This window comes from Lancefieldella rimae ATCC 49626, from assembly GCF_000174015.1.
Classification (GTDB): Bacteria; Actinomycetota; Coriobacteriia; order Coriobacteriales; family Atopobiaceae; genus Lancefieldella; species Lancefieldella rimae.
On record NZ_ACFE01000003.1, the window covers coordinates 200,517 to 226,552 of the forward strand.

Annotated in this window: 25 protein-coding genes; 7 read left to right on the top strand and 18 right to left on the bottom strand. The window is 47.5% G+C overall.

Annotation, left to right across the window (positions count from 1 at the left end; translation table 11 throughout):
* Window positions 1-4 precede the first annotated feature (4 nt).
* Entirely contained in the window at window positions 5-1,330 is a 1,326-nt protein-coding gene (locus ATORI0001_RS05940; RefSeq protein ID WP_003149814.1) for an MFS transporter, read from the bottom strand.
* A 185-nt stretch (window positions 1,331-1,515) separates the two neighbouring features.
* On the opposite strand from ATORI0001_RS05940, the gene ATORI0001_RS05945 reads away from it, so the two are divergent.
* The gene (locus ATORI0001_RS05945) at window positions 1,516-3,288 is read left to right on the top strand and encodes a hypothetical protein (protein ID WP_003149940.1); all 1,773 of its coding nucleotides are present in this window, start codon (window positions 1,516-1,518) and stop codon (window positions 3,286-3,288) included.
* Window positions 3,289-3,346: 58 nt separating this feature from the next.
* On the opposite strand, the gene ATORI0001_RS05950 is transcribed toward ATORI0001_RS05945, so the two are convergent.
* From ATORI0001_RS05950 to ATORI0001_RS05960, 3 genes are all read right to left on the bottom strand, one after another.
* The gene (locus ATORI0001_RS05950; RefSeq protein ID WP_003150016.1) at window positions 3,347-5,413 is read right to left on the bottom strand and encodes a sulfatase-like hydrolase/transferase; all 2,067 of its coding nucleotides are present in this window, start codon (window positions 5,411-5,413) and stop codon (window positions 3,347-3,349) included.
* Between the two features lie 86 nt (window positions 5,414-5,499).
* On the bottom strand, window positions 5,500-7,440 hold the full coding sequence (locus tag ATORI0001_RS05955; RefSeq protein ID WP_003149970.1) for a YidC/Oxa1 family membrane protein insertase: 1,941 nt from the start codon (window positions 7,438-7,440) through the stop codon (window positions 5,500-5,502).
* 71 nt (window positions 7,441-7,511) lie between these two features.
* Window positions 7,512-8,540, bottom strand: a complete 1,029-nt coding sequence (locus ATORI0001_RS05960) for a LacI family DNA-binding transcriptional regulator (RefSeq protein ID WP_003150081.1) — start codon at window positions 8,538-8,540, stop codon at window positions 7,512-7,514.
* 126 nt (window positions 8,541-8,666) lie between these two features.
* Between ATORI0001_RS05960 and ATORI0001_RS05965 the strand changes: the two genes are divergently transcribed.
* Window positions 8,667-10,031: a PFL family protein gene (locus tag ATORI0001_RS05965; protein ID WP_003149907.1), complete on the top strand. Its 1,365-nt coding sequence runs from the start codon at window positions 8,667-8,669 to the stop codon at window positions 10,029-10,031.
* 89 nt (window positions 10,032-10,120) lie between these two features.
* On the opposite strand, the gene ATORI0001_RS05970 is transcribed toward ATORI0001_RS05965, so the two are convergent.
* The 3 genes from ATORI0001_RS05970 to relB all read right to left on the bottom strand — a co-directional run bounded on the left by ATORI0001_RS05970 (window position 10,121) and on the right by relB (window position 11,925).
* A complete protein-coding gene (locus tag ATORI0001_RS05970; RefSeq protein WP_003150110.1) occupies window positions 10,121-11,161 on the bottom strand; it encodes a YdcF family protein in 1,041 nt (346 codons plus the stop codon).
* 246 nt (window positions 11,162-11,407) lie between these two features.
* A complete protein-coding gene (locus tag ATORI0001_RS05975; RefSeq protein ID WP_003149869.1) occupies window positions 11,408-11,692 on the bottom strand; it encodes a type II toxin-antitoxin system RelE family toxin in 285 nt (94 codons plus the stop codon).
* Window positions 11,689-11,925 carry a type II toxin-antitoxin system RelB family antitoxin gene (gene relB, locus ATORI0001_RS05980; RefSeq protein WP_244851845.1) on the bottom strand — a complete coding sequence of 79 codons (237 nt, stop codon included), beginning with the start codon at window positions 11,923-11,925 and terminating at the stop codon, window positions 11,689-11,691. The genes ATORI0001_RS05975 and relB overlap by 4 nt, the downstream gene beginning before the upstream one ends.
* A gap of 113 nt (window positions 11,926-12,038) precedes the next feature.
* On the opposite strand from relB, the gene ATORI0001_RS05985 reads away from it, so the two are divergent.
* Window positions 12,039-14,240: a cation:proton antiporter gene (locus tag ATORI0001_RS05985; protein ID WP_003150098.1), complete on the top strand. Its 2,202-nt coding sequence runs from the start codon at window positions 12,039-12,041 to the stop codon at window positions 14,238-14,240.
* Window positions 14,241-14,300: 60 nt separating this feature from the next.
* Here the strand turns inward: ATORI0001_RS05985 and ATORI0001_RS05990 are convergent, their stop codons facing one another.
* On the bottom strand, window positions 14,301-14,846 hold the full coding sequence (locus tag ATORI0001_RS05990; RefSeq protein ID WP_003149995.1) for a nitroreductase family protein: 546 nt from the start codon (window positions 14,844-14,846) through the stop codon (window positions 14,301-14,303).
* A gap of 160 nt (window positions 14,847-15,006) precedes the next feature.
* On the opposite strand from ATORI0001_RS05990, the gene ATORI0001_RS05995 reads away from it, so the two are divergent.
* From ATORI0001_RS05995 to ATORI0001_RS06010, 4 genes are all read left to right on the top strand, one after another.
* Window positions 15,007-15,372, top strand: coding sequence for a type II toxin-antitoxin system RelE/ParE family toxin (locus ATORI0001_RS05995; protein ID WP_003149838.1), 366 nt, complete (start codon window positions 15,007-15,009; stop codon window positions 15,370-15,372).
* A complete protein-coding gene (locus tag ATORI0001_RS06000; RefSeq protein ID WP_040324600.1) occupies window positions 15,365-15,670 on the top strand; it encodes a helix-turn-helix domain-containing protein in 306 nt (101 codons plus the stop codon). Before ATORI0001_RS05995 ends, ATORI0001_RS06000 begins: the two co-directional genes overlap by 8 nt.
* 73 nt (window positions 15,671-15,743) lie before the next feature.
* Entirely contained in the window at window positions 15,744-16,721 is a 978-nt protein-coding gene (locus ATORI0001_RS06005; RefSeq protein ID WP_003149744.1) for a ComEC/Rec2 family competence protein, read from the top strand.
* A gap of 9 nt (window positions 16,722-16,730) precedes the next feature.
* Entirely contained in the window at window positions 16,731-16,955 is a 225-nt protein-coding gene (locus ATORI0001_RS06010) for a DUF3006 domain-containing protein (RefSeq protein WP_003149892.1), read from the top strand.
* Window positions 16,956-17,084: 129 nt separating this feature from the next.
* On the opposite strand, the gene ATORI0001_RS06015 is transcribed toward ATORI0001_RS06010, so the two are convergent.
* The 10 genes from ATORI0001_RS06015 to ATORI0001_RS06050 form a co-directional block, all read right to left on the bottom strand.
* Window positions 17,085-18,614, bottom strand: a complete 1,530-nt coding sequence (locus tag ATORI0001_RS06015; RefSeq protein ID WP_040324601.1) for a flotillin family protein — start codon at window positions 18,612-18,614, stop codon at window positions 17,085-17,087.
* Window positions 18,615-18,830: 216 nt separating this feature from the next.
* Window positions 18,831-19,274 carry a DUF3592 domain-containing protein gene (locus ATORI0001_RS06020; RefSeq protein WP_040324602.1) on the bottom strand — a complete coding sequence of 148 codons (444 nt, stop codon included), beginning with the start codon at window positions 19,272-19,274 and terminating at the stop codon, window positions 18,831-18,833.
* Window positions 19,275-19,422: 148 nt separating this feature from the next.
* Window positions 19,423-20,595 (bottom strand): tyrosine-protein phosphatase, encoded by a 1,173-nt coding sequence (locus tag ATORI0001_RS07690; protein WP_050768530.1) that lies wholly within the window; start codon window positions 20,593-20,595, stop codon window positions 19,423-19,425.
* Between the two features lie 227 nt (window positions 20,596-20,822).
* Window positions 20,823-20,984 carry a hypothetical protein gene (locus ATORI0001_RS07890; RefSeq protein ID WP_003149976.1) on the bottom strand — a complete coding sequence of 54 codons (162 nt, stop codon included), beginning with the start codon at window positions 20,982-20,984 and terminating at the stop codon, window positions 20,823-20,825.
* A gap of 95 nt (window positions 20,985-21,079) precedes the next feature.
* Window positions 21,080-22,768 (bottom strand): flavodoxin family protein, encoded by a 1,689-nt coding sequence (locus ATORI0001_RS06030; protein ID WP_003149805.1) that lies wholly within the window; start codon window positions 22,766-22,768, stop codon window positions 21,080-21,082.
* The gene (locus ATORI0001_RS06035) at window positions 22,749-23,306 is read right to left on the bottom strand and encodes a PadR family transcriptional regulator (protein ID WP_003149731.1); all 558 of its coding nucleotides are present in this window, start codon (window positions 23,304-23,306) and stop codon (window positions 22,749-22,751) included. The genes ATORI0001_RS06030 and ATORI0001_RS06035 overlap by 20 nt, the downstream gene beginning before the upstream one ends.
* Before the next feature lie 395 nt (window positions 23,307-23,701).
* Window positions 23,702-24,343, bottom strand: a complete 642-nt coding sequence (locus ATORI0001_RS06040; RefSeq protein ID WP_237755920.1) for an MBL fold metallo-hydrolase — start codon at window positions 24,341-24,343, stop codon at window positions 23,702-23,704.
* 51 nt (window positions 24,344-24,394) lie between these two features.
* Window positions 24,395-25,072, bottom strand: coding sequence for a class I SAM-dependent methyltransferase (locus ATORI0001_RS06045; protein WP_244851846.1), 678 nt, complete (start codon window positions 25,070-25,072; stop codon window positions 24,395-24,397).
* 243 nt (window positions 25,073-25,315) lie between these two features.
* Window positions 25,316-25,474 (bottom strand): hypothetical protein, encoded by a 159-nt coding sequence (locus tag ATORI0001_RS07975; protein ID WP_003150039.1) that lies wholly within the window; start codon window positions 25,472-25,474, stop codon window positions 25,316-25,318.
* Between the two features lie 169 nt (window positions 25,475-25,643).
* Window positions 25,644-26,015 (bottom strand): EXLDI protein, encoded by a 372-nt coding sequence (locus ATORI0001_RS06050; protein WP_040324604.1) that lies wholly within the window; start codon window positions 26,013-26,015, stop codon window positions 25,644-25,646.
* Between the last annotated feature and the right edge of the window lie 21 nt (window positions 26,016-26,036).

The window sequence follows — 26,036 nt, forward strand, 5'->3', positions numbered from 1 at the left end:
TGCCCTACTCGTCAAATACTTCAAGTCCATGCTTAGCAATAGTATGACTGTCTCCATGGTGCACAAATTGCATTGTAATAAAGCTTACTCCTACCGCAACCGTAGAATATATAAACAACGCCTCATACGAAACATGTCCCATGAGCCATCCTGCCACAATCGGCGTTACCGTCTGTGATGCCATCGAAAACGTGTAATAGTAGCCGGTAAATTTGCCAACATCAGATCCTTTGCACATCTCGACAACCATGGGAAGCGAGTTGACGTTAATAAACGCCCAACCTATGCCAAGAACTATCATCACCACGTAAAGCGCTGGCGAGAAGCCCAGCCCCATGAGAGTCCACACCACAAAGAGGGCAAATCCACCGCCCAAAAGCAAAATACCAATAAGAATTGTTTTCTTACGCCCAATCCTTCCCGCCACTTGACCGGAAGGAATGTAGGAGAGAATGGCTCCTACGGTACAGACAATAAGGCACTGCGATGCTTCTCCAAGACTCATCCCCCACTCTGCCTGTGCATACGTAGTGAACCATGTCTCCATAGCGTTATATCCCAAGAACCAAAAGGCGATTGAGAGCAACAGGAAAATGAGAGAGCGCTTTACCGGAGCCGGAAGTACTTCTCGACCGGAGGCATCAGTTTCGGAAAGATTATCTTCTGGGTGATTTTCCTCATAGGCACGAAACTCCTGCTCGAGCTTAGGTTCCTTAATGGTCATAAAAACAATTGCCACCGATACCAACATAATGGCGCCAACAACAAGAAAAAGCGGCAAGTAATTGACGTGTGCAAGCCCTCCTACACGGTTTTTGCTATAAAGAACCGATGTGATCAGCAGATACACAATACCGCCGCAAGCTCCCATAAGGTTGATGATGGCATTTCCTTTTGAACGCAGGGGCTTGGGCGTGAGATCGGGCATGAGTGCCACCGCGGGGCTTCGGTATGTTCCCATGGCAATAAGTACCACCAAGAGCACGCCGACAAAGACATATATTTTCCAGGGATGCAGCTGTTCCGCTGCTGAATTATCAATAATAGGTAGAAATACCATCGTGCCAACAGCCACCACGGTACCAAAAACTAAAAACGGCATGCGCTTGCCCCATGGGTGTGTGCACTTGTCGGAAAGAGCACCGAAAAACGGCAGTAGAAAGAGGGCAAGTACATTATCGAGAGCCATAAGAGCACCCGAGATGGTCTCGTCAAGGTGCAGGGTATTGGTGAGCATCAACGGTATAACGCTGTTGTACATCTGCCAGAACGCGCAAATAGAAAAGAACGCAAAACCAATGAGGAGCGTTCGTTTTACATTGAGTTTCATCTCTCTCCTCAAACGTTCCAAAAACATATACCTGACTTTTTCATAGTATCAATTCTAAACTGCAAAAACTTGGATTTTTCAGCCTGCGGACAAATTTTGCGGAGCAACGGTATCCAATGTGGGTACTATAAAAGTAAATAACAGAAGTTAGCAAACCGCACAGATTGCACGAGGGCAGAAACGCTATGCATACAATACCGTCAGCACATGAGCTGTATCTCTATATACTTTTAAAAAAACAGCTAGGAATTAACCGTCAGACTGCGCTTATCCGCGTTAATGAGGTATTGGAGTCCGATGGTCTTGCGCCCGCTGATTTTGGAGCGGTAAGCGCGCGCGAGCTTGTAGAAGCATTCCCTCACTTCATAAAAGTCACCGTATTTAAAAAGGGTGTTGTCTTTGTCACGATCCTTGAAAATGCCGCCTTTGAACAAGCTTTAGCGGCTCCTGCGAAAGGCGATAAGAACAACAGGACATCTTCAAATAGTAAACCTTGGAAGTATAAGCGTGGAGCTAAGCACGTAGTACCCGTAAAGCCAAAGCACCTCATACAAGCTGTAGACTCTCAAGAACCAAAGGATTCTCTAAAAACCAAAAACCCCAAAACCGAAAATATAACAGTTGAAAATGTCAAAACTGAAGACGTTAAAACTCAAGTTAGAACTCAAGACGCTGACGACCAAAAGAGCGGAGACATGTTCATCTCGGAGCTCATCGATGCAGTAAAAGAGGCTGTTACCCAAGAGTCTCAATCAACGTTGGGTTTTTCAGATAAACCTGATTCCCAGCACACCCAAAGAGCTCAATCGGCCACGGAAAAACAGCACGCACCGGAGCAGCCACATCTTGAAGCTGCTCCATGCGAGCCTTCAATATCTCTTACGATTACCTACGATCCCTCTGGCTCTGGCGCGCAGCTCCAAACAAATCCCAAGTCGGTGTCAAATACCGAAACCAATATTGCTCCCAACTGTCTTCCTAAAGATTTCGAAAATGAAGTCCACATAGACAATGACCTTATGGGCATCTTGTATCAAATAGCACCCATGGATGCCAATGTTTTTCAGCTGCTGACAGAGGATTTTCTTCTCGCAAGCGCATCGCACAACATAAGCATTGCGGGAGGAAACATTGCCTTCCCCATGCGCTATAAGCTTCCTCACCAATCGAACCCAATAACTGCAACGCTCAAGCGAACTCCACGGGCTCAACGACCCTGGAAACTGGCAGCCATCAACGTCTCCCCCTCCGATCTTGCAACCCTTACCGTTGATCCGTTCAGAGGACTTCCTCGTGCAGGAATTTCTCCATGGGAAAAGCTTCCTTCCCAAAAGGGACATCTGGCGCTTGATCCTCTGCGACTTCTTACAAGCGAACGACCTGTTGCTGATTGGAAATTGCTTGTACAGGAAGTTTCAAGCCATATTGCACTTGAGACTGACGATTTTGCATCACGGTCTCTACCTCTGCAGCAGGCAACCATTGCCACTGCATACGCATACCGCAAAGCCCACCAGCAGCTTACAAGCACGTCTGAAGATTTTTATCTACCAGTCAGGCACACTCCGGCATCTGAAACCATCTGTTTTGACCCCAAACGCCCATGGGCATCTTCGTCGTTCTTTGAGGCTATCATTCGCGAGAAGAACCTGAATGTAAGCACTCTCTTCGAGGGCGCACGGACGGCGGGTACCGCAGGTTACCGCGTTATGGTTGAGCTGTATAATCCCTCGCTCAACGTTATCTACCGCGCACTTCCCGTACAGGAAGTGCGCGCTCATACTGCCGACAATACAGATGAAAGGGTTCTGGTATTTGCAACACCTCAATCAGACCAAGAGCCGTATGTTGCTGTTGCGCTGCTGAGTATTCCCGAGACTTATGCGCTTGCACGCATCTTCTCGGCCGGCCTGCCAAACTGGCTTACTGTAGAGACCTCAAGTGCGCCTGATTGTTAATGAGAAGTGCAATCAATAAGGTCACTCTTTTTATACCTACCTCATGGATATCACAGAATCACCACTCTTGTATAGGCCACACTTTACCGGTAAGGCTCCAATTATTCATATCTTTTGCATCACCGTTAATAACAAACTCTCTCAGCTCGGTATCTTGCTTCCCATTAGAGAGCGTTTCAATGTAGTACCGAGGACGATTCTCGCCCTCTTTTACTTCATCGAGAGGTGTTGTGTAATTAGAGAGCATTTGCTTGTCAGCACCCATATCTTTAAGTACCTGAGCCAAAATGTCATAATGCCAGACAGGTGCACTGGAAACTTTCATAGGGGCCGATGCCTCTTCAGTTGTTTGTCCTGCAGGCTTATAGAAGATACATGGTGCCGAAGGAGTTTTGATATCTTCCGATGTCAAATACCAACGACCATGATCAGCAGTAATAATGATGGATGTGTTCTCATACAAACCGAGACGCTTAAGCTCTTTAATATATTCCTCAACAATCTTAAATGATGCAATTGTCTGTTCGTCCTCAGTTTGCTCAGACTCATTTTTCGCAGGTTCAACATTCTTGTTAATGATAAAAGGCGGATGAGAACCCATTAGGTGGATAAAGCGAAAATCTCCGTTTTCTCCATGTGCCTCTTCTTGCGTTGTTAAACCATAATGCTTGAGCTCTCCATAATACTTAAGATCGTCTTCCTGATATGGTTGAGAAGAAAGATCAATCTCATCCATATTCACGTTTTTGCGCATACGCATATTAAGATCTTCAGTGTAATACCAGAAGCGAGGCTTACAAATCCAAGGTAAATCCCTACAAAGTGCCGTTTTATATAAAATACGCAACGCTCCAAAGGTATCCATTTGATTATCAGCACCTCGGCCGCGAAGTTCATGTACATTAACAGTACGATCGCGCACGTAAGCCGCTTCCCAATCATACTCAACCATATCCGAGTAAATGCCAGATGAATATCCCAATGACTTGATATCACTGAGAAAAGTACTATCTTTAGCCCAATTCTGAACAAAATCTTCAAAGGGTCGACTTGTGTCAGTTGGACGAAGACCGTAAAGTAATGATATAGCACCATATCGTGTTGGAATCATACTGCCAACAGTATCGCTATACCACGTAAAGCCGGTTAATCCATCAAAGGTTTCCGGATTGGTCTCGCGAAGGTGCTCAACCTCAAGTGTATCAGTGGTGTCCAAAACAAAAACGACTACATTCTTTTTTGAGGAAACGTTATATAGTCCCTCCCGCGTTGCGCGGATGCCTGCAGTCTCTGCTGCAGTAGTATCTGTAAAATTCTGAATCGCAGGTCCCCATAAGCTCACAACGCCAACCGTCTGTACCACAATCAACACAATGGCTGCCACCGAAAAAATGGTTCTTGTCTTACGCGCCCAAATAATGCTAAATGCCGTAATTGCCCCTAGGATGACTATCCACACAAAACCAGATACGATCATTTGCCGTGTGAAATCTCCCCAATACACTTCGTGCCCGTCAGCAAGAGGCATATCTTTATTCATGAAAAGTGCCTGTACGTAAGCACAAAATCCAAGTCCAAACACAAGCGCACTTGCCACATTAAACACACGGCCGCGCAATACACTGAAGAATACAGCTGCTACCAGCGTCATAATAAGACCGGCAATCATTACGGGGCCAAAAACATCAGTCAAACTAAAGGAAAGATCCTTTGCGTTGTTAGCAACTAGTTCAAGCGGAGCTACTACAAAAACGGTATACACCGAGAATGCGCATACAAGAAGAGCTGTAAAGAAGCGTCCACGAAGCCCCAGCCGTCCTTCTTTATAGTTGCGCATTCGAATCTGTTCATCAGCTAAGACCTCGCCCATATGGATATTGGCAGCTTCAGCTCCCTTTGCATCAACTCTATGGACTGGTTCTTCAACGATTTTTGTAGCATTCTCGTCAATATGGAATACCCGGAAAAGTACTTTTCGAGAGCGTCTAAATGCCACACCTAATACCGCTGAAAGTGCCACCGCAACCGCTGCCAGTGCCTGAATGGTATACGTCATAACTGATGGATCGACATACGCATACGCAGGCCTTGCAAAGATGCACAAAAATGCAATCGCGAGAAGCACTATGTAGCACGCATCGTGTATACATACAGCACATTTTTGCTTAACGCTTAGTGATTTACTTACTGTCAAATGTATATCTACCATGTTTAGTCTTCCGTTTTCGTATCTGCATCGTCGTGATCTTGCATGCGCTTCTCTTGATGCGCTAACACGCGATCAAGAATGTACTTGCCAGCAGCCTCACCACCATGACCTAAATTAAAAATCATATTGTCGCGAATCTCCTTGATTCGATCAGACCATGCGAGCGGATTATTAAACATTTCCTCAACCGCTTTTGCCAGACCATCCATTTTTTGGGGATCAAAACTACGCCCGATTTCATTTCTCAGCGTAATGTCACAGGGATCAGAGTGAATCTTTGACCAGTCGGGATTGTTTTCTTTCATCTCAGTATCAATGAAAACCGAAGGCCTCAGCGTGGTGAACGAGAATTCCTCTGCAACACTTGACCAGTCGGTGATAAGCAAACTCGCTGAAAGCACAGAAGTATTTGAGCTAAAGTCAGTTTCAAACGTAAGCTCCGAGGAATCCACATCAGCATAGTGAGCAATGATTTCATCCATACGAGGCTTATAGCGCTTAACGTATTCAGGATGTGGACGAACTACGATACGCCAGCCATGACCCATAAGTTCTTTGAGTAAGTCATCGATACAGCTGTCTAAGATATTGCCAAATTGCCACGAAGGACCAATAACAATGAGGGGTCTCTCTTCTGACTCATGCTGTCCAAGGCCTTGCTTTTCATAATTTGCAATAGAGCGATCAAGCAAGTCATATCCAATGGCAGGCTTGTTCTTTTCTTTGGTGTCATAGTACTTCTCAAGAAGCTCAAGGTCATGTTGCTGATGAGGACCAACGCAAAGAACGCCATCGTAATACGTATATTCATTACGCGTTGAGGTTACTGTCATCGATGTCATGTGGTGGGGCATATAGATATATTCGGCATCCTTTTTTACGTATGAGCGTTTCATATAGGAGCTCTCAAGATCGCCAAGCGTAGTCACCACAACATCGGCATCCATTTTCATAAAAAGCGTAATCAATCGGCGCTGGCCCAAATAATACGGAATCAAGCGGGGCTCTTTTTTGGAGAGCTCAAAAACCTGATCGTTGGGGTCAGACGTTACATAGTGAATATGGACATCGGAGTGAGACAGAAGCCATTCAATGGCGCCCTGAAAGTACTTATAAAACCCGCTTGACTCAGAATAGAACACAAGGTGCTTACCGATTGTGTTGAAGAACCGAGCATAATCGCTCTTCTCGCGAGCGGCATACGGATCGCGCTGGAACCACTTCTTTGTTGACTTGGTGGCTGTCTCCATTGCCTCGTATTCTTTACGAGCCTCATTGAGCGCCTCGTAATCAACCTGTTTGTGCGGATCGATGATGATATTGCAAACAACCTGTACAAGAATAGAAAGCAAATTCGAGCAGACCCAGTAAAACGCCATACCGCATACCACATATATTGCCAGCACAAGTGACATTGCAATAGAGAGACCGTTGGTCGTGTTCTTCTCGGCACGACTCTGCTCACGCTGAAGCGGGTTTATCTTGTTGGACGCAAGACCGAGCGCCACGGACGAAAGTGCGGCAGCAAGAGGCATGATCCACGTAATTCCGCCATCGATGATGGGGGTCATGCCGAGAAATTCCGTGCCGGGTGCACCTGAATCGGTGATGCCATGAATGACGTCGACAAGACCAAAGAGAATTATCACTTGGATTGCAAGAGGAATAAGACTCAAAAGTGGATGATAGCCTGCCTTCTTGTTAAGTTCGTTCTGACGCTCTTCAATGGTTTCACGGTCACCGAAATAACGCGTTTTGAGGCGAAACATCTCGGGCATGATTTTTACCATAACGATGGAGTTTTGCTGCGTCCAAAGAGCAAGCGGCATAAGAATAATTTTAGTCGCAAGGGTAAATAGAAAAATTGCCGCCCACCAACTACCGGTAAGATCATATGCCGGCTGAACAATAAGTGAGAAGAGCTTTGCGAGTTGCTCAAGCATGTAACTATCCTTTGTATTCTTTTTTAGGTTACTGGTTTATACATACAAGCTGGAATTATAACAAAAAAATATTACCCATCAATTCTGCAAACGCTGTTTTTCACAATGAGTTGAGGCTCCAGTACTATTTTATGGGTACAGCGGGAATCCTCATTCTGGGTGTCATCGGTTATTTTAGAAAATAGCAGGTTAAGAGCAGCTTCTGCCAACTCTTCAACATTTTGCTCAATCGATGTTAATGCGGGTTCAAAAAGAGCGTCCGCAGCACTGTTGTCATATCCGACGACCGAATAATCTTGCGGAACATGAAGTCCGTGCTCATAAAGATAGCGAAGCAGCCCTAGGGCAATGTTGTCAGAACCGGCAAACACTGCGGTGGCGTTCAGACGAACCAGCTTTTGAGCAGCAAGATACGCATCAGGGATGTAGTAGTCAGTGTCAAGCACAAGATTGGAATCCGGTTCGATGTTCTTCTCGGCAAGTGCTTGTTTGTACCCGGCAAGACGGCGTGCACCAGTTGCGGACTTGGTATTAACCATGCACGCAATACGCGTATGCCCATGGTCAAGCAGATACTGGGTTGCCCGATAACCACCCAGCTTATTGTTGAAATACACCTTGTCACAAACAAGATCGTCTATGGTGCGGTCAACCATTACGAATGGAATGGTTAGCTGTGACAGGTTTGCTGTTAGGTTTTGCGCATCTCGCCCTCCAGAAGAAATGACAAAAAGCCCGTCAACTCCACGGTTTGCCAACAGCCCTACAAGCTCGGAATCATTGGTGGCATTGTCATCCGAATTGGTAATAAACAGCGCATATCCACGCTTTCTACATCTAAGCTCAAGATTTCGCGCCAAAGACGAGAAGAACCTCGACTCAATGTTTGGAACAATGAGCCCCAGCGTTTTTGAGCGTTGCGTCACCAGGCTACGCGCAATCTGGTTGGGAATGTAATGCTCGCGTCGGGCAACCTCCAAAATGCGCCGACGATTTTCCTCGGTAACACGAACCGGTCTGCCGTTCAGCACCAGAGAAACCATTGCAGGCGAAAGACCAACTTCACGTGCAATTGATTTAAGCGTTACCTTCTCAGACATGGATTTCCCTTCTTGTGTGGCTTAGCACCATTACGCTTTTCTTGGCGCAAGAGTACTTCTCGACACTGCCACTATATAATGAGATAGATTTTTAGCCACCATAAAACCAACACGTAGAGGATCTGCATGAACATTACGCCGCAAGAAGTTGCCGAAACGCTCGCAATGGTCAGCGAGCAGAATCTTGACCTCCGCACAATTACCATGGGAATATCGCTCAATTCGTGCGCGGACAATGATTTGGACCGTATGTGCGAGAAGGTCTACGAACGTATTGTGCGACAAGCGGAACATCTGGTAAAAGTTGCCTGCGATCTTGAGCGCGAATACGGAATCCCCATTGCCAACAAGCGCGTCTCGGTCACGCCGATTGCGCACATTGCCGCCTGCACAAATGCGACAGATCTGTCGCCGCTGGCTCATGCACTTGATCATGCCGCTGAAACGCTGGGCATTGATTTTCTCGGCGGCTTTTCCGCCCTCGTGCATAAAGGTATGGGAGATGCGGACCGCCGCCTCATTGCGTCCATTCCTGAAGCGCTTGCCACTACGACACGCGTATGCTCTTCTGTCAACGTTGCCTCCACGCGTGCCGGCATCAATATGGATGCCGTACTGCTTATGGCTCAGACTGTGCTTGAGGCAGCACGCCGCACCACCGACATTCAGTGCTATGGAGCTGCCAAGCTGGTTGTTTTTGCCAACATGGTTGAGGATTCACCGTTCATGGCAGGAGCCGTTCACGGTGGCGGTGAAGCGGATGCCGTCATCAATGTAGGCGTTTCGGGCCCCGGCGTCATGGCTGCAGCCCTTGAAGAGCTGCCTCACGACGCAAACCTTATGGACGTTGCCGAGAAAATCAAAGCGACCGCCTTTAAGATCACCCGAGTAGGCGAACTCATGAGTCGGGAAGCTTCCCGTCGACTTGGTGTCGAGAAGGGCATCGTGGATCTCAGCCTTGCTCCCACCCCGGCGGCCGGCGATTCCGTTGCCCGCATCCTTGAGCTCATCGGTGTTGGTGAGTGCGGAGGACCGGGAACTACCTGCGCCCTTGCCCTTCTCAATGATGCCGTAAAAAAGGGTGGTGTCATGGCATCATCCAGTGTAGGAGGTCTTTCGGGAGCATTTATCCCCGTCTCCGAAGATGCCGGCATGATCCGCGCCGCTCAAGACGGTGCTCTTTCCTTGGAAAAACTTGAAGCCATGACCTCCGTGTGTTCGGTGGGTCTCGACATGATTGCCATCCCCGGCGATGCCTCCGTAGAAACCATTGCCGGCATTATCGCAGATGAAATGGCTATCGGCGTAATCAATACCAAAACCACGGCCGTTCGAGTCATCCCTGCCATCGGCTATACGGAGGGCGATATGCTGGAATTTGGCGGTCTCTTTGGCTCGGCTCCGGTGATGCCTGTCAATCGTTTTGCCGGCTCAACCCTTGCCTACCGCGGCGGTCGATTCCCAGCACCCTTGAATTCACTTAAAAACTAACTGTTAAGCAAACCGGCACTCCGCGCCAATCAGCTCCAAATAGCGGCCTGAGCAAACCGGCTCCATGTCAATTGCTCCGGCCACACGCCTCAAGCGCAGCTTACGAGCTGAAAGAAAATCGGTATAAACCACAGCGCCGCAATAACGGCATAAGGCCAGAAATGAGCCTTGGTAATGGCCGCAAACTCTCTGATAAATGCCGTCGGCCAGTACCATCCGCCCGTATGCGAACCCACACCATCAGCCTTAAGACCCAGGTTATGCGCATACTCGGCGCAACGAAACACGTGAAAGTCGCTGGTAACCATCGCCGCCGTATAGTCTTGATACTGCGCATCGGCGTTCATGAGCATCTGCGAGTATTTGAGATTCTCCCACGTTGTCCTTGAACGATCTTCCATAAGGATAGTTTCCTGAGAAACGCCATGTTCCATCAGGTAACCACGCATGGCCTGAGCCTCGGTTACCACCTCGTCATCGCCCTGACCTCCTGAAGCCACAAACTTACCGCAGCAATCCTGTCGTTTCCAAAGTTCCAAAGCGCGATTTATGCGCCCGGCTAAAAGCGGTGTGGGCTTCTCGCCGTCAAGACCTGCACCATGAATGATGATGTAGTCATACCGACGATGCCTGGGCAAGATTCGATACAGCCACGAATAAAAGAGCAGTGCCACAAAGGTAAAGGAAAACCACAGGCCCTCGAAGAAGAAAAGTGGTAGAACCTCAAGAAAGAGACCATCCTGACTTGCATAGATAGGTATGCAGTACATCAGAAAGATAAAGAGCGCAAGAGCTATCGGTAAAAGCGACGTAAGCGAGAAACCATTGTTCCGGATAACGATGATGCTGTTTACAGTCAAAAACGTGCAGGTTACCACGGGGAAGAGCGCAAAGAGGACTATGACAACATAGACGGTCCACATCTGGCCAAAGCGCATAAGTAAAAGCAAAACGAGCCACAACACGGTTGCAAGCAAATAAAGAGCATTGCGAAACTGTCTTGGCTCCTTGCGAAACGAGTGTACAAACAAAATACCCGGAATAAGGGCCGGCGAGAAGAGCAGCACATACGCCACCAGCATCTGCCAGCCCAGAGTAAGTCCCATGTCTTTTATGAAAGCTTCAAACATATTGATACGTTCCTCAAATATCTTTCGTCCATGTAAAATAATAAACGACCATTGGCGGCAAACCGCCTACCTTTCGCCGTTACGTCATGCATGAAGAGTATCTCATATATGAAAATAGAATGTGTTATACGAATCTTGGTCAGCCTGTAGCGCACGGACATGAACATGAGCATGATGGTCATGGCGTACGGGAGTGCCATAACAAATAGGCATTCGGCTTGAAAAGCGCATTGCCGAAACCAATTATCACATTTTGGGCAGGTTTTTATAGGCACCCTGTCTATGACCAACGCGCACAACAACGATAACGAGCTTCTCGTCTTCGATTTTTGCAAGAAGCCGATACGAACCAACGCGCCAGCGCCAACCGGAACCTGTCCCTTGCAGTTGTTTCCCATTTGCGACATTTCTTGGGTTTACGCAACCATCAAGATTTTCTTTGATCCATGAAACTATCAGTAACCGCTGTTTCTTGGGTATTTTGAGCAGCTGTTTGACAGCCGCTTTAGACCACTCGACGCGATAGATCATTCTGACGTCATAGCCATACGCATGACTTCATCCATGGAATACCGCTTATCGTCATCCTCGGCCAAGGCCTCGGAATACGCCTGTAGATCAGCGGCCTCTTCAATGCGTTCTAGTACAGATTCGCGAACAACTTCAGAAAAAGTCTGGCCGGTAAAATCCGCAAACGCTTGAATCCACTCTCGCTCATCATCTGCAAATCTAATGGCAGTTGCCGTCATCGCCACGCTACTCACCTCTTTCGTACTACGTCGTAGTACAGTATACCATATACAATAAAATACAGTCCCTTGCGAGTACAATACGAGAAGAAGCACGCCGAAAAACCCGTCAAGCCCAAGGAGTTCTCTTGGAAGTCTTTGAATTCGTTCTCATCATTTTGACCTGTGTCGTTGCCTCGTCGGTGTTTGACGAATTTTCTCGCATCTCCATTCCGGTGCTGCAAGTTATCATCGGGCTCATCGTTGCGCTGATACTTCCTGGTGTTCAAGAAATGCGCATTGATTCTGAGCTCTTTTTAGTGCTGTTTATTGCACCGCTTCTCTTTAATGAAACGAGAGAAGCCAATCCCGCCGCTCTCTGGAAGAATCACGGCTCAATCCTTTCGCTTGCAATCGGCTTGGTTATTGCCATTGTGCTCAGCGTTGGCTTTACCCTCCATCTGCTGGTACCCAGCATTCCCTTAGCGGCGGCGTTTGCCTTTGCCGCAGCGCTCGGCCCTACCGATGCCGCCACCGTTACCGCACTTCGCTCGTCGGTGCATCTTTCCAACCGTCAACGAACCCTTCTTTCCGGCGAATCGCTTATCAATGACGCTTCCGGTGTCGTGGCCTTCCAGTTTTCCGTTGCCGCTGCCGTAACCGGTGCATTTTCCGCACTCGCTGCCACGCAATCCTTTGCCGTCCTCTTTATCGGTGGCATCGTCATTGGCCTTATGGCAGGAACGCTCTTCTCGCTTCTTATGGCAATCCTTAGCCGCATGGGATTTGACGACACCACCGCGCACGTGCTTTATGAGGTCATCTCGCCTTTTCTTATCTATCTCTTTGCCGAGCTCTGCCACGTTTCAGGCATCCTCGCCGTTGTTGCAGGCGGACTTGTTATGGCTCAGACAACGCGTCGCGATACTTTTACCAGCACTACGGCTGCTCGACAGAAACTCGTTTCTGATAACTTCTGGCGTATTATCTCATTTCTTATCAACGGCACCGTCTTTGTGCTTCTCGGTATGCAACTACCCCTTGCCGTTACGCCGGGGTTCAACGGAGGCCTCAGTATCTTTCAGATCCTGGGCGTTATTGCGACCATGACGCTCATTCTGGAAGGCGTGCGCTTTTTGTGGCTACTGGTACTTGAGATTCGCCACGGCCAGCATGGCCTACAGTTCTGTGGATCCGACGTTGAAACCGGCACTAAAGCCGATACCAAAGCTCCTGCGGGAACTCGCACGTCGCTTCTCACCAACGTACTGGTAACCACTATCGCAGGCGCAAAAGGGGCGGTCACACTCTCCATTGCGCTCACCCTCCCCTACGTCATTGACTCCGGTGCGCCCTTCCCGCAGCGCGAGCTTATCATCACCATAACGGCAGGTACTATACTTGCGTCACTGTTATTGGCCGACGCACTTCTCCCTCGTTTGGCTCCAAAGACAGTCGGCAACAGCCTTGACGAACGCCTGCGTAAAGGAGAAATTGCGGTTCTTGAGGCCACGACATCCGAACTTCGCTCCATGATGAGCGACGGACGCATAAGCGAGAAGTACCTCCCTGCACTACGATTGACCATAAGTCGTTATACCAGTCGCTTGTTTTTTGAACGTATCAGCACACCCGAAGCAGCGCGTGCCACGATGCAGATGATTCGCGAGAACAACGAGCTGCAGCAAAGCCGCCTTGAAGAGTTGCGCCTCCGTCACCTAAAACATCACGACACAACACCTTGGAGCACCATTCTTGAAAATCTGCGTTCCATCAGACGCTCGGTGGGTTATATAAACTCACTTGCGGATATCGGCATGAACGCAAAGACCAACAATCGTATAAAGATTTTTATCAACGAAGCAAAGTATGCGCTGAAACGTTTGCGTAACAATAGCGAGATTCGTCAGCTTGAAGATAACGACCGTGCATACTTTCAAGCGTGTCTCTATGCCATCGAGCTTGAATATACGGAAATCGATCGCCTTGAGGAGATTTGTAGGGATGAATCTGATCCAGATCGCGCGGCTATTGCCGCTAACTTGCTGGTAGATCATCAGTCAGCCGTGGATTCTATCTGGAGCCGCGTCAACATTGGTCAAGAAGGAGCCGGAACGGATATGCAACGGTCATACTCTTTGCCCTACAACCTTGATACTCATGAGATATCCCCGCATTTTCGCCAGCAGATTGCCGATGCACGCACATACGCCAACGATGTTGACGAGAACGCGTTGCGTGTGGAACTCGATCAGATAGCCCGCCTTCAATACGAGGGCATCATTGACCGGGAAGTCGCTTCGCATCTCCGTGAAAACGTCTACTATCTGCAAATGTCTATAGGCGATTAGAAGGTCTTTTGCCACGGGTAAGCAAGCTGCCGGATCTCTCGCACGCAGCCGGACGCCGAACTATTCCAATCCCAAGACCTTATCCGCATCGATATAGCGACCGGGCTTTCGCGAAGCCGCTTTAGGCTCGGGACCGTCAGGCCAACCGATAGCACAATGGCCAACGCCAACCCAGCTGTCCTCTACGCCAACATCAATAAGGAACTGCTTGAACTCTTCCGTCTCAAACTCTTCACGAGCACGGTGAATCCAAATTGAGCCAAGTCCCAAGTCATGTGCTGCCTGCATCAAATTGCCCATGGTGAGTGAACCGTCGTACACACCGTTAGAATTGTCGGCCGGCACAAGCACCACAAGCAAAACCGGAGCGCCATAAAACGGATCAAAGTCCTCAGAACGCCCCATGATAGCCGCATTCGCTCGCACGAACTTCTCACGAAGTTGAGGATTTGAAACTTTGATTATAAGGGGACTCTGCAAACCCCTAGCACTGGCTGCATATTCGCCTGCTTTTACGATACTGGCGATAAGATCCTCAGGCACCAACTTGTTGGTAAACTTTCTCCAGCTCCGACGTGTGAGCAGTGACTCGTAAGCTTCATTCATGAGAATCTCCTTTCAAATAACTGACTTAAGTGTACGCCAAATGGTTTCTTTGGAGAATTAGCTTGAAGCATATGACCCACAATACTTAAAGTGATAACTTTTATGTATTGAAATACTGATAACTTTTACGTATTATACTCAACAAAGGAGGTTGGTTTTCTTGTATGAAATACTTTTCTACCGAGACAACAAAGGCAGACAGCCGGTTCTTGACTACTTACAAGAGCTGAGTCGAAGCAAAAGCAAAGATAGTCGTATTAAGTTAAACAAAATCAGCGATTATATACAGGCGTTAAGCGTATACGGAACAGAACAGTTGACTGAAAACTATGTCAAACATCTTGATGGTGAAATATGGGAATTGAGACCCATTAGAGACCGAATACTATTTGCCGGAGTTATCGGCGGAAGATATGTACTGCTTCATCAATTTATGAAGCAATCGCAGAAAACACCTGTAAGAGAAATAGAACAAGCAAAGCGAGAGCTGTCCGATTTTAAGAAAAGAAGTGGACTATATGAGTAATATCAATATAAGCAACACTAATTCTATTGGGTGCAATTGGGCTGATGTCCGAAAGGAACTGTTCACCAAAGAGGAAATCGCCGAAAGTGATCTCAGGGTAGCGCTTATTGGAGAATTAATTAAAGCTCGAAAAGAACAGGGAATTTCCCAAAGAGAGCTTGAAGAACTGAGTGGCGTAAGACAGCCGGTCATTGCGCGGATGGAAAACGGAAATACAACTCCAAATCTAAGCACTGTTTTAAAAGTGTTAGCCCCCCTTGGCAAAACACTATATATCGGAGACTTGAAGAAAGCCTAAAGTGATACCTTTTATGTATTGATAACCGAAGAATCGCACCGGATTCTCTCAAAGCAAAACGTCAAGGCAAGTTATGACAAACATCCACCAAACTTCTCGGCAGACACACCTTACCAAAGCTCAAATACGCGCGCTTGTGACACTGACATTGGTTTTTGTTGTTGCCATTGCATCACTGATACAGGAATGCGCTTCAAACCGCAAAGACAGCGCCAGTAAACAAAGCACGTCGGCAGCCGCGGCTACAACCATAGCTGCCGACCCTACCAAAACCACAGTCCGATTCCTTGATATTGGACAGGGAGATTCCACCATCGTTGAACTTCCTGACGGTAAAACCATGGTCATCGATGCGGGACCTCGTGGTTCAGCGAAAACAATAGAGGCTCAGCTCAAGGCCGACGGACGCCCCCAAGTTGATTATCTTGTTGCCACTCATCCCGATGCCGACCATATCGGCGGGATGGCAGAACTTATCGCCGACGCTGATATCAAATCCATCTGGGCGCCAAACGCCACAAACAACACCGAGACGTTCAGGAACTTTTTGAGTGCCATTGACAAAAAGGGCCTCACCATCACGCAGGCCACCTCCGGCACAACCATCGCAAAAACCGACCAATACTCCATCGATATTCTGTGGCCGCCTTCGTCCGCTCATTTCGACAACACCAACGACTATTCAATCATCATTAAACTGACCGTTGGCGAGAAGACCTTCCTATTCACGGGCGACGCTCCCGCAGCTTTAATCAATCAGGCTGTCGAAGACCACATTGACGTGTTAAAGGTATCGCATCATGGATCACGCACCGGCACCACAAAGAAGCTTGCCGCCAAACTCTCACCCGACTATGCCGTCATGTCATATGCCATCGGCAACGACTACGGGCACCCGCACGAAAGCGTCCTGAGAGCATTGTCTGCCTCACATACACAGGTATACGGAACGGGAGTGAATGGTACCGTCACGGCCATTACCGACGGTTCAACTATTAATATGTATGTTCAGAAAGAGGGCACGCCCGTCGCTCCTCCAAAAGTAAAGTAGAGGTGTTTTATGACCGCAATCGTTGACCGGATAGAAGACAACAACATCGCCGTTCTTGAAATCAACGGCGGCAAGAAGTTCTTGGATGTTCCCCTCTCTGAGCTGCCTGAGGGAACCTCGCAAGGCGATGTTCTCACCGGTGAAGAAGGTAATTGGCAGCGCGACACCGAGGCAACAAATAAGCGCACACTTGAAATCCTTAGTCTTTTCAATAAGCTTTTTAAGAAGGACTAAAGGCTTCCCACTCTTTTATCTCAAGTGCGATGTACTCAAGCTCTCAAAAAAGCGAGGCTGAAATCCTTGTTCCAGCCTCGCTTCGACGCTCTTTACGATGTCACTTTAAAACCGCTTCTGCAGCTCGTATTACTTCTCACGAGTCCCAGAGTTTTTCTCGTTGGGATCTTTGTCGGAAGCTCCCTGTTCAGAGGAAGGATTCTTCTCGGTCTTCTCCGTACCCGCTTTCACGCCCTTAGCAACTGCATCGGAAAGGGTCGGTGCGATAGCCTTTGCCCCCACTAAGGCACCAAAAAGCTGCTTCAAGTCAAGACCCATCGAATCGCCAAGACCCGCATTGACCTGCGTCATAGACTTGGTAATGTCTTCGGTTAGCTTTGCGGCATTGCCTTCGCCGTACATGGTGATAGAGTCAACGTTGGCAAGCGGCTCAGCAACGGCGCGGGCAACATCAGGCAGTGCATTGAAGTACATTTCAAGCACGGCAGCTTGGTTCATCTTGGCCATTGCCTCGGCCTTCTTCTCAAGACCCTCCGCCTCGGCGGTCAGCCTTGCCGCTGTTGCAGCAGCCTCGGCGTCGCCCTTAGCACGAATACCTTCAGCTTCAGCAAGCATGGCTTCGCGTGTTGCATTGGCGGCCTGCGTACGTTCGTATGCCTGAGCCTCAGCCTCTTTCTGGCGGCGGAACAAGTCGGCCTGGGCAGCCTGCTCGGCTGCATAGCGTTCAGCGTCTGCCTTCGCACGTACCTGAGAATCGAGGGTATTCTTGGTAACCTCAACTTCCTTCTGCTTAACGACGGCTTCTTGCTCCTGCTTCACAATGTTTGCAGCAGCAGTCTCGCGCTCAATATCCTTCTGCTGAATCTGCTTTTGAATCTCATATGCAGCATCCGCTTTTGCGTTTTCCGTATCAGCTTCAACCTTCAGCGCTGCCTTGCGCATGGCAAGATCAGTCTGCTTTTGAGCAATATCAAGATCGGCATTCACGCGAGCCTCATTGGATGCCTTGTCCGCCGCGGCCTGCGCCTCGGAGATCTCCTGGTTCGAGCGGGCCTGCGCGATCTCGGCATCCTTGCGGATCGTGGCCACGTTGGCGACGCCGAGGTTGTCGATCGTGCCGTCCTTGTCGGCAAAGCCTTGGATGTTAAAGGCAACAATTTCAAGGCCCATCTCTGCAAGGTCTTGATGAGCGTTATCTTGGACGCGCTGCGCAAACGTATCACGATCAGTAACGATGTCCTTGAGCCGCATCTGGCCGATGATGGCGCGCAGGTGTCCCTCGAGCGTATCGCGGACTTCGTCGGAGATCTCATCGATGTTCTTATACAGGAAGTTGCGGGTCGCGGCCTGCAAAAGCTCCGAGGTCTCCGTCGCGATGCGGACCTTGACAGCGGCATCCGCCTGCACGTTGATGAAGTCGTTGGTAGGCACATAGTCGGACGTCTTCACGTCGACCGGGATCATGGCGGCGGTCATGGAGTCAACGCGCTCGATCAACGGCACTTTAAAGCCGGTCTTACCATGGATAATGCGCTGCCCCCATGGACCTGAAACGACTTTAATCTCTGCAGGAGATGCAGACACAAAGCCGTTTACCAGGAAGAGAAGCACGACGCCCACCGCAACCGCGATGGGGATCACCAACTCGAATGGAAACATGGCTGTCCTTTCTACCCTTCTCCAAACCCAGCTCTCGGGAACATACCCTTTGGCAAGCCGTACCATGGGCTCAATCTCCCCCGGAGAGGGCCCTTGTCGACCACGTCCTGACGTACGCGAATATTGTAATCGAGCCTACGTCCAAAGGCGACGAACAGACACTCGAGCGGTCGGTTCGGCGGCCAAACGGCTCGGCGGCTCGAAGGCTGGGCGACCTCAGCCCCTCTTCCTCCTGAGCGCGACAAAGAGCAGCGAGCCCCCCACCGCGACGAAGACGATCCCTATGCTTCCCGTTATGAGGAGCATCACGAGGTTCGCCCCCGGAACGGCCACATCCCCGGGGTCGTTGGGGTTGACCTGGAGCTCGATCTGCTTTCCCACGAACATGGACTGGTCATAGTACCCAAGCTGCACCTCGGAGTATGCCCTCCCCTGATAGGTATAGCTCACATACACCTCATGCGTGATGTTGATGCCGGAGTTGCCCCTCCGGTATCCGTCGGTTCCGACGACGATGTCGGTTATCTCCGCCGTGACCTTCTCGCCGCCGCTGTATTTTCCGTCGGACGCTTGGGTGCCGTAGATGCCTATAATAAGGACGACCAAACCGACCAGCAGAAACACGAATCCGAGAATAGTTAACAGTTTCTTGTTGCTCACAGGACAGGACCTTCTTACTCAACCTGGAAAGAGCCTATAGAGACCTTTCCCATCTTAGCACTCCGTCCCGACTCCGACGGGGATGCGGCCACACACCGCCGCATCCCCGTCGCCGAAACCCACGTCCCTCCTGTGGGCCACCTGTGGGTCACTTCCCGCAGAGCTTGTTCTCGAGCTGGGCGATCTCTTCCTCCGTCATACCGGCGTCGAGAAGGTATTTCTCGGCGCCCGCCTTGTAGTCGAGGCCGTCGAGCTTCCCGTCGATGGGCTGCCCGCCGATGCAGAGCGCGATGTCGGTGAACCTCGAGTCTACGATGGCGTCATAGCGGTCTTTGTCGGACTCCTTGTTGATGCCGTAATAGTTGTCGTAGGAGATCATGTAGTCGTCGAGCATCTCGTCATAGCTGGCGCCGCACAGGGCCTCGAGCAGGGCGCAGGTGAAGCCCGTCCTGTCCTTGCCTTCGGTGCAGTGGATGAGGTAGGGACCGTCGTGGGAGATCATCTCGCGCAGGCCCTCGACGAGCTTCTTCGCGTACTTGTCGCTGCGGTAGTTGACGCTCATGTCCAGTGCGGCGACGTTGCCGGCATCGTAGAGACCCTTGTGCCACGCCATGTCGAAGGAGGCGTTGGCATAGTAGCCCTCGATCTCCTCCTGGGAGTCCGCCTGGTCGAGGATGAACTGAACGCCGGCCTTCTCCGCAAGCGAGCTGGCATAAGGCGCACGGCCGTACTCGTTGTTGCACGGCGAGGCGGAGCGGTATACGGTGCCCTCCGCCATCCGACCGCCCCTCATGGCCCTGAAGTTCGCGAAGGCCACATCGCTGGGATAGTCGTCCCTGTTGCTCGTGTAGACTGCGGCGAGCGCGTTCTGGGTCGTCAGGTACTTGCCCTTCTCGCGCAGGGTGACGGTGCCGGTATCGCCCTCCTTCAACCCTGCGACCTTCCACAGCGGGTCGCCGTTGTTAAAGGCGATGTCGATGTGGGGGAATCCGGGATAGGCGCAGATGAGCGGGTGGCCCGTCTTCGAATAGAAGCCGTTGTAGTACGGGATGTCCTCAAGCTTGTAACCGTTGCTGAAGGTGACGTCGCAGCTGTCGCCGTACTCGAAGCCCATGGCGTTGAACTCGTCGATGGTCACGTCGAGGTACACGCCCCCGAACTTCGGCTGTTCGCTGGCCGCGAGTGCGCCCGTCGTCTTCTGCTCACTCGTGGTCTGCTGCGTCGACTGCTGCTGTTGCTGGGACGGGGCGGCGCCTCCGCCACAGCCGACGAGCGTAAGGCTCAAAACCAGGCTTAACAGGATACTCAGTAGTCTCTTCATTCCCAACTCCTTTTGGCTCCGTGGACCCGATCACGAACCTGACCCAGTCTCATTGCTTGAAAAATTTCAACGCACAAGGAAAATATAGGACGTTCTTACACCTGATATGCCAGCACTTACTTAGAAATTCCGCGAATGGTTGGGTGACATCGGTGGACGTCTCTACTTATGGCGAGAAGGAATCTATGTCTTGCACCGGTATCCCGGTAGGTCACTGGCCCTCTATCTCAAAGACCAGCCGTCGGCTGCGTCCACCATGTAAGAGGAGGATCTTGATAAGGAATGCCAGCCTTCACAAACAGATAGTGCGCACCAATGAGAATGCTTAGAACTCCCGAAATAAGAAAACCCATTGAAAATGTTCTAATGCGTTGAGCTGCTTTATCCATGCCGTATCATCTCCTTATGAAAGCTTATGGTAAAGCAAAATGCTGGAAAGCCCAAAAATAAGGGGTTGGTGTACCAACCCCTTTCCAAGCGTTATTTACTTTCCACTTGCCATCTTAGCTGGATACCACTTTTGGAACCAAGCGGTAAATAAGCCCATACAAATGGGAACCAAGTTGTTTACAACAATCAAAATACTGCCTACTCCATTTTGAACTGCAAGCCAACTCCAAATTGCAGTTAATACGTACATAGCACCCCAACATACAGCCAAAATATAGTTTGTCTTCATAAAAAGCGGATTGTTGTAAGCAATATCTCCTCCATAGCCATATTTTACGTATGCAGCGCAAAGAGGATCTTTAATAATGCATGACACAAGCCACATAAGGCCGAAAGCCAGATATCCCAAATCGACAATAAGGTTGAAACCACCATTTCCGCCCATAAATATGCCTACAGACAATACGCCAACTAGAGCAAATGAAATTCTATCCCAAATGGTAAATTTAACATTTCTCATAATAAGCGGCATCAAGGCAGTAACAAGCAGCACAATCATAGCGCCAATCCGTGAATCAAACGACGTTGCAGTCCAGAAAATAATCCAAGGGATCAGCATTGTAATCATTTGTGGATTTTTCTGTTTGTTATTTACTTCATCAGACGACGTATTCTGCGTATTTCCAGAAGAGCTACCAGGAATGGATCCAAAATATTTATCCCAATCAATCATGAAGGAAAAATCTCCCTCAACGGTGTATAAATGCTTGCCTAACGCTTCTGGTCCACTTATTTCTCCTTTAGAGATGGCCTGCCATACCTCAAATGGAGTGTTAAGTTTTGTAGTGGTAATCAAACTGCCATCATTAAAAACTTTACTGCCATCTTTACCCAAGAAAATCTGATAGCTGCGATCAAGATCCGTGTAGTTCATTTCAATAACACGATCTTTACCATCATATGCATCCTTATTGTACAGAGCAGCCATCTGACGAGTAAAAATAGCATCAGGTGGAACCTGCTCAACGGGTTTCTCGCCAGCTTTTCCACTGCTCTGAACACTTGCATCGCGAGAAATACCCCAACTCGCATCTGCCATCTGCTCAAACATCTCTTTTGGATACAGCAAGACTTTAAGCTCGGCTTTTGTCTGCTCTGTTATACCGTACTGTACATACTCTGCGCCAGCCTTTTTAACAAGCGTAAGGTACTGATTAGTGCGTGCAGAGAGTTCCTTTACACGGAACAACTCACCCTGTCCGCAGAAAATACTCTCGTAATTACCTTGGCCTAGAATGTGGTCAAACATCCTAGAGACGCTATCATAATTACCCTCTGCAGAATAAAATCCACAGGTAGAAATTAAAACGTGCCTCTTTCCAGTCATGTCGTAGCGAGACTCGTGAGCGCCGCTCCCGTATCCTTTCTTTGCATCGCTCATAAAAGGAAGGTTCATGGGAAGTTGGCGATCAATAAGATTCTTCAATATTCCAGGCACGTTGAAATAATACAAAGGAAAGCTCCAAATAATCAGATCAGCCCAAAGCTGTTTCTGAATAACTTTGTTCTCATCATCAGACATAATGCACTGACCTGGAGTATTCTTCCAGCAGTGAAAGCATCCTTTGCATGGCTTAATATCCATGGTAGCAACATCAAGTTGTTCAATAGTTACGTTTTTATTTTTATGCTGTTCAGAAATACCCTCAATAAAACTCTTTGCAAGTCGAAGAGAATTACTTGCCTTGCCCTTGGGGCTACCATTAATGAGAAGTACATTCATGTTGTTCCTCCAACTCTTTTATGCACTTCTCGCTCCACGCCTTAAGCATTTCATCGTGCATCTTGCCGTACTCGATAGTAAATTTCCAGAACAGTGCCTTTTCTGGGTCGCCCATTTGATCTGCATACGCATTTACCGCACTAACTGCCAGCTCTCGCCCGCCAGGAAATGATGAGGCGTTATCTGCAATCCGTCTAAAGAACGCAAGGTTCTCTTCATAGGAGCACTCACCTCTAAAAAATGTCTGCATCAAAAGCGGAATGCGCAGCACCGAGGATTGCAAATCTTCTCTAAGCCACCTCTGCAGCTCTTCTTTACCATCTTTAGTTATCGAGAAAACCTTCTTGTCGGGCTTTCCTTTTTGAGTAACATGTGTCGAGGTAACCCAGCCAACTTTTTCAAGCGACTGAAGCTCTCTATAAATCTGACTTGTCTGAGCAGTCCAGAAATAATTAAGTGACTGTTGAAAGATTGTTTTAATCTCATAGCCAGTCATATCGCCGTAATTTAAGAGACCAAGGATTCCTTGCTTAAGCATATCTTTCATCTCCTTATATTCCACTTGTTGAATATCTTACTATGACATTAATTCCACTTGTGGAATATGTCAAGGAGAAATTCTGAAATTATAATCACTTTCTGCCAGCACAGAAAAGACTCTGCTATTTCTAGCAGAGTCTTTGCAAAATACCAATATAGTCCTCGTCAATTACTATATGACCCTTGTAACCCTTGTTAACTTAACGCTATCGATTACATGGAAGAAGCGGCATGCTAACCGCACTTTCACGAGTGTCATCGCGCTCATCATATGCGTCGTAGGGAGCCTTGGGGTCGTGAACCTTGACAGGTTTATTTGCGTTACAAACCTCGTCAGTATGAGCAAAGGCAAAATCAAGACTATCTGTCCAACCTGTGTGAGCAGTAAAAATTTTAGGATTGAGCTCTCTGACGTATGACTTTCTCTAATTTTGCAAGTGATTCAACAGCAAGTTGATTATCTTCTGCAAACTTGTTAATAAAACTATAGCCGCCATCTGCGCCAAACCAGATAGTATCACCAGTGAATAAATACTCATCATCAATCAAGTACACCACATGACCCCACGTATGACCGGGTACTAAGATAGTTTCAATTTTTATATCATCAATTTCAAAAACTTCCCCATCATGCAAAAGTTTCTTTTTGTTTGGAATAGTCACTTTTGGTACTTTATACCAGCCATTCATTACTCTTCTGCGGACTTCTCCCGTTAAATACCTATTTTCAATATCGTCAATATAAACCCGAGCATGATTAAACAGCTGATTACTATCAGCTTCAATAGCACCAACATGATCAGTATCTTGATGAGTAATTAAAACGTGTTGAATATCCTGAGGATCTATTCCCAGCCAATCCATCTTTTCTTGCAGATAATCATAGTTATATCCTGCATCAATCATTATGGTTGTACTATTTTTTGTATAAAAGAAAATATTAGCAACGTATTCTCTGATACAAGCAACATGCTCATCAATAGTACCGGTATTAAGGGGTTTAAAAAGTTCTTTACCGCGATAAACCCAAGACATCAGTACTTTTTGAAATCTTGTAGCGTTCCTTGACACGGCAATGTCCTAACTCTATTTTCTTCCCACAAGCAGCGCTGATCCAGAGAGCATCATCCATTTAGCTTCTTTTGGAGTCATAAACATACCCTTAGTAGTATCAATGAGCTCTACGTTTTCATAGCCCATAGACTTTAACGTAGCTAGAAACGCATTTATATCTCCGTATTTATCCTGAGAAAAAATATCATGAATAGCAAATACACCACCCTTTTTAAGCGTGCGCAGTGTCTCTAATAGGATTTCTTGACGATTGCTACTAGGAATGTTGTGATAAACATAATTACTAAAAACAGCATCAAAAGATTCGTCTTCAAAATTCAAATTAACGGCATCACCAGGAAAGAAACTTGTATTTGTAACGCTTTCCGCTTGTGCGTTATTCTCGCAAAGTGTTTTGCTAAACGAAGCGTACTCTTTACCCCAACGATCAATACCAATAACCATCGCACCTGGATTTTTCTTTGCAGCAGCAATAGCAAGAGCTCCGCTGCCGCATCCAACATCCAATCCCTTGCCTCCTGCTGGAATAGTAATGTAGCTAGCTACTCCCTCGATAATCTGTCGAGACATCTGACGTTTGCCATCGTATGAGAAGGCCTGGTGCATCTTAAATCCCCAGATACTTATTACAATCATAATCACAGAGAGAACACCAAAAACTAGAGCAAGCATAGTCTGAAGGGACTTCATAGGAATAAAGTCAACAAATAGCACTATAAAAAGAAAAGCTAGGCAGGAAGCGTTTTGTCAAGTACCTTTTTATATTTATGGACGCTTTTTCACTTAGTATTATAGTTCTAACTCATTCCTCTTTACCTGTGATAGTTGCTTTTCTCGTTCCTGTAACTGCTCTATACAGGTTTTAACTTTTTCAGCCGGTGCAACTTCTTCTCGTACCTCCAATATTTGATTGTAAAGGCTCTTTTTATCTTTCTATAAAGATACTTTCAAAGACTGCTCCTTTTTCATATATCCTTTTATCTCTCTTTTTTCTTTCTTCCTGTTTCTGTTGACTGATGAGTTTTTTCTTTTATTTTGTAACTGCTTGATTTCTTCATCTGCCATTAAGATTTTTTCTTCAATGTTTTTCATTTTCTCGTTTCCTCTCTTTCTATTTTTAGCAAATAAAAAAACAGTAAACCTTTTTTGATTTACTGTTTTTATACTATTTTTTATTTAATTGATATTACTAAAAATAGGAATTTTACGTGCTTGAGTAGATATTATATTTTCAGTCAATGCTTCATTCTTCATAACACAATCAAATATCTAATATCTCAACAATTTCTCCATTGTGCTGTTTCAATTCAATCTTCCGAATTATTTCTTCTCCCAAATATTTAATAAAATCGCTTAATTCTGATGAAACTTCAAATATAATGTTGTGTTTACTATCATCCTCCGGATTAAATGTTGAATTATAATTTCTTTCGCTTGACCAATAATTCCAATTTACATCTGTTCTTTCGTAATAAACATAATTCTGTTTTTTTGTAACATATATTCTTTTGTTAATCAATACCTTTTCATCTTCAGATTTAAAAATATCAGAATATAATTTTAAGCCCTCAAATTGCTTATATTCTTTAATTTTATTATTTGAAACATTAAGCTTTATTTCTTTATAATCCATAATCTTTTCTCCTTAAACTTG

Excerpts from the sequence above, each read along its gene's own strand:
- ATORI0001_RS05940 (WP_003149814.1), bottom strand. The coding sequence starts at position 1,330 with ATGAAACTCAATGTAAAACGAACGCTCCTCATTGGTTTTGCGTTCTTT.
- ATORI0001_RS05945 (WP_003149940.1), top strand. The coding sequence starts at position 1,516 with ATGCATACAATACCGTCAGCACATGAGCTGTATCTCTATATACTTTTA.
- ATORI0001_RS05955 (WP_003149970.1), bottom strand. The coding sequence starts at position 7,440 with ATGCTTGAGCAACTCGCAAAGCTCTTCTCACTTATTGTTCAGCCGGCA.
- ATORI0001_RS05960 (WP_003150081.1), bottom strand. The coding sequence starts at position 8,540 with ATGTCTGAGAAGGTAACGCTTAAATCAATTGCACGTGAAGTTGGTCTT.
- ATORI0001_RS05965 (WP_003149907.1), top strand. The coding sequence starts at position 8,667 with ATGAACATTACGCCGCAAGAAGTTGCCGAAACGCTCGCAATGGTCAGC.
- ATORI0001_RS05970 (WP_003150110.1), bottom strand. The coding sequence starts at position 11,161 with ATGTTTGAAGCTTTCATAAAAGACATGGGACTTACTCTGGGCTGGCAG.
- ATORI0001_RS05975 (WP_003149869.1), bottom strand. The coding sequence starts at position 11,692 with ATGATCTATCGCGTCGAGTGGTCTAAAGCGGCTGTCAAACAGCTGCTC.
- ATORI0001_RS05990 (WP_003149995.1), bottom strand. The coding sequence starts at position 14,846 with ATGAATGAAGCTTACGAGTCACTGCTCACACGTCGGAGCTGGAGAAAG.
- ATORI0001_RS06000 (WP_040324600.1), top strand. The coding sequence starts at position 15,365 with ATGAGTAATATCAATATAAGCAACACTAATTCTATTGGGTGCAATTGG.
- ATORI0001_RS06005 (WP_003149744.1), top strand. The coding sequence starts at position 15,744 with ATGACAAACATCCACCAAACTTCTCGGCAGACACACCTTACCAAAGCT.
- ATORI0001_RS06010 (WP_003149892.1), top strand. The coding sequence starts at position 16,731 with ATGACCGCAATCGTTGACCGGATAGAAGACAACAACATCGCCGTTCTT.
- ATORI0001_RS06015 (WP_040324601.1), bottom strand. The coding sequence starts at position 18,614 with ATGTTTCCATTCGAGTTGGTGATCCCCATCGCGGTTGCGGTGGGCGTC.
- ATORI0001_RS07690 (WP_050768530.1), bottom strand. The coding sequence starts at position 20,595 with ATGAAGAGACTACTGAGTATCCTGTTAAGCCTGGTTTTGAGCCTTACG.
- ATORI0001_RS07890 (WP_003149976.1), bottom strand. The coding sequence starts at position 20,984 with ATGGATAAAGCAGCTCAACGCATTAGAACATTTTCAATGGGTTTTCTT.
- ATORI0001_RS06030 (WP_003149805.1), bottom strand. The coding sequence starts at position 22,768 with ATGAATGTACTTCTCATTAATGGTAGCCCCAAGGGCAAGGCAAGTAAT.
- ATORI0001_RS06035 (WP_003149731.1), bottom strand. The coding sequence starts at position 23,306 with ATGCTTAAGCAAGGAATCCTTGGTCTCTTAAATTACGGCGATATGACT.
- ATORI0001_RS06040 (WP_237755920.1), bottom strand. The coding sequence starts at position 24,343 with ATGTCTTGGGTTTATCGCGGTAAAGAACTTTTTAAACCCCTTAATACC.
- ATORI0001_RS06045 (WP_244851846.1), bottom strand. The coding sequence starts at position 25,072 with ATGAAGTCCCTTCAGACTATGCTTGCTCTAGTTTTTGGTGTTCTCTCT.
- ATORI0001_RS07975 (WP_003150039.1), bottom strand. The coding sequence starts at position 25,474 with ATGAAAAACATTGAAGAAAAAATCTTAATGGCAGATGAAGAAATCAAG.
- ATORI0001_RS06050 (WP_040324604.1), bottom strand. The coding sequence starts at position 26,015 with ATGGATTATAAAGAAATAAAGCTTAATGTTTCAAATAATAAAATTAAA.